Annotated in this window: 1 protein-coding gene; it reads left to right on the plus strand. The window is 71.1% G+C overall.

Features of this window, described 5'->3' with window-relative positions; genetic code table 11:
* Window positions 1-698: TIM barrel protein (locus tag AQJ91_RS48470; RefSeq protein ID WP_234383497.1), on the plus strand; the 698-nt coding region annotated here is incomplete at both ends.

The raw sequence follows: 698 nt of genomic DNA on the forward strand, positions 1-698 counted from the left end.
TGGGGCGTGTGGTTCGCCGAGGACGAGCAGCAGGTCCCGTACACCCGCTTCCTGGACGAGCTGGCCACGGCCGGCTACCAGTGGCTCGAGCTCGGGCCGTACGGCTATCTCCCCACCGACCCGCAGCGGCTGAGGGCAGAGCTCGACGCCCGTGGGCTGCAGGTCTCCGGCGGCACCGCCTTCGGCGCGCTGCACCGCCCCGAGGCCTGGGACGACATGCTCGCCCACGTCCGTCAGGTCGCCGCGCTGACCGCGGCAGCCGGCGCCCATCACCTGGTCCTGATCCCGCCGATGTACCGGGACGAGAAGACCGGCGCCTTCACCGAGTCGCCCGAGCTGACCGCCCAGCAGTGGGCCGGCTTCGGCACGGCCGCCGACCGCCTCGGCAAACTCCTCCTCGACGACTACGACGTACGCCTGGTCGTCCACCCGCACGCCGACAGCCACATCCAGACCCAGCCGGAGATCGAGCGCCTGCTCAACGAGTCCGACAGCCGCTACACCAACCTCTGCCTGGACACCGGGCACGTCGCCTACGGCGGCGGCGACAACCTCGACCTGATCCGCCGCTTCGGCGAACGAGTCGGCTACGTCCACATCAAGCAGATGGACCCCGAGATCCTCGCCCAGGTCGCCGCCGAGGACCTCTCCTTCGGCGAAGCCGTCAAACGCGGCGTCTGCGTCACCCCACCCGCCGG

Source organism: Streptomyces dysideae (assembly GCF_001514305.1).
Taxonomy (GTDB): Bacteria; Actinomycetota; Actinomycetes; order Streptomycetales; family Streptomycetaceae; genus Streptomyces; species Streptomyces dysideae.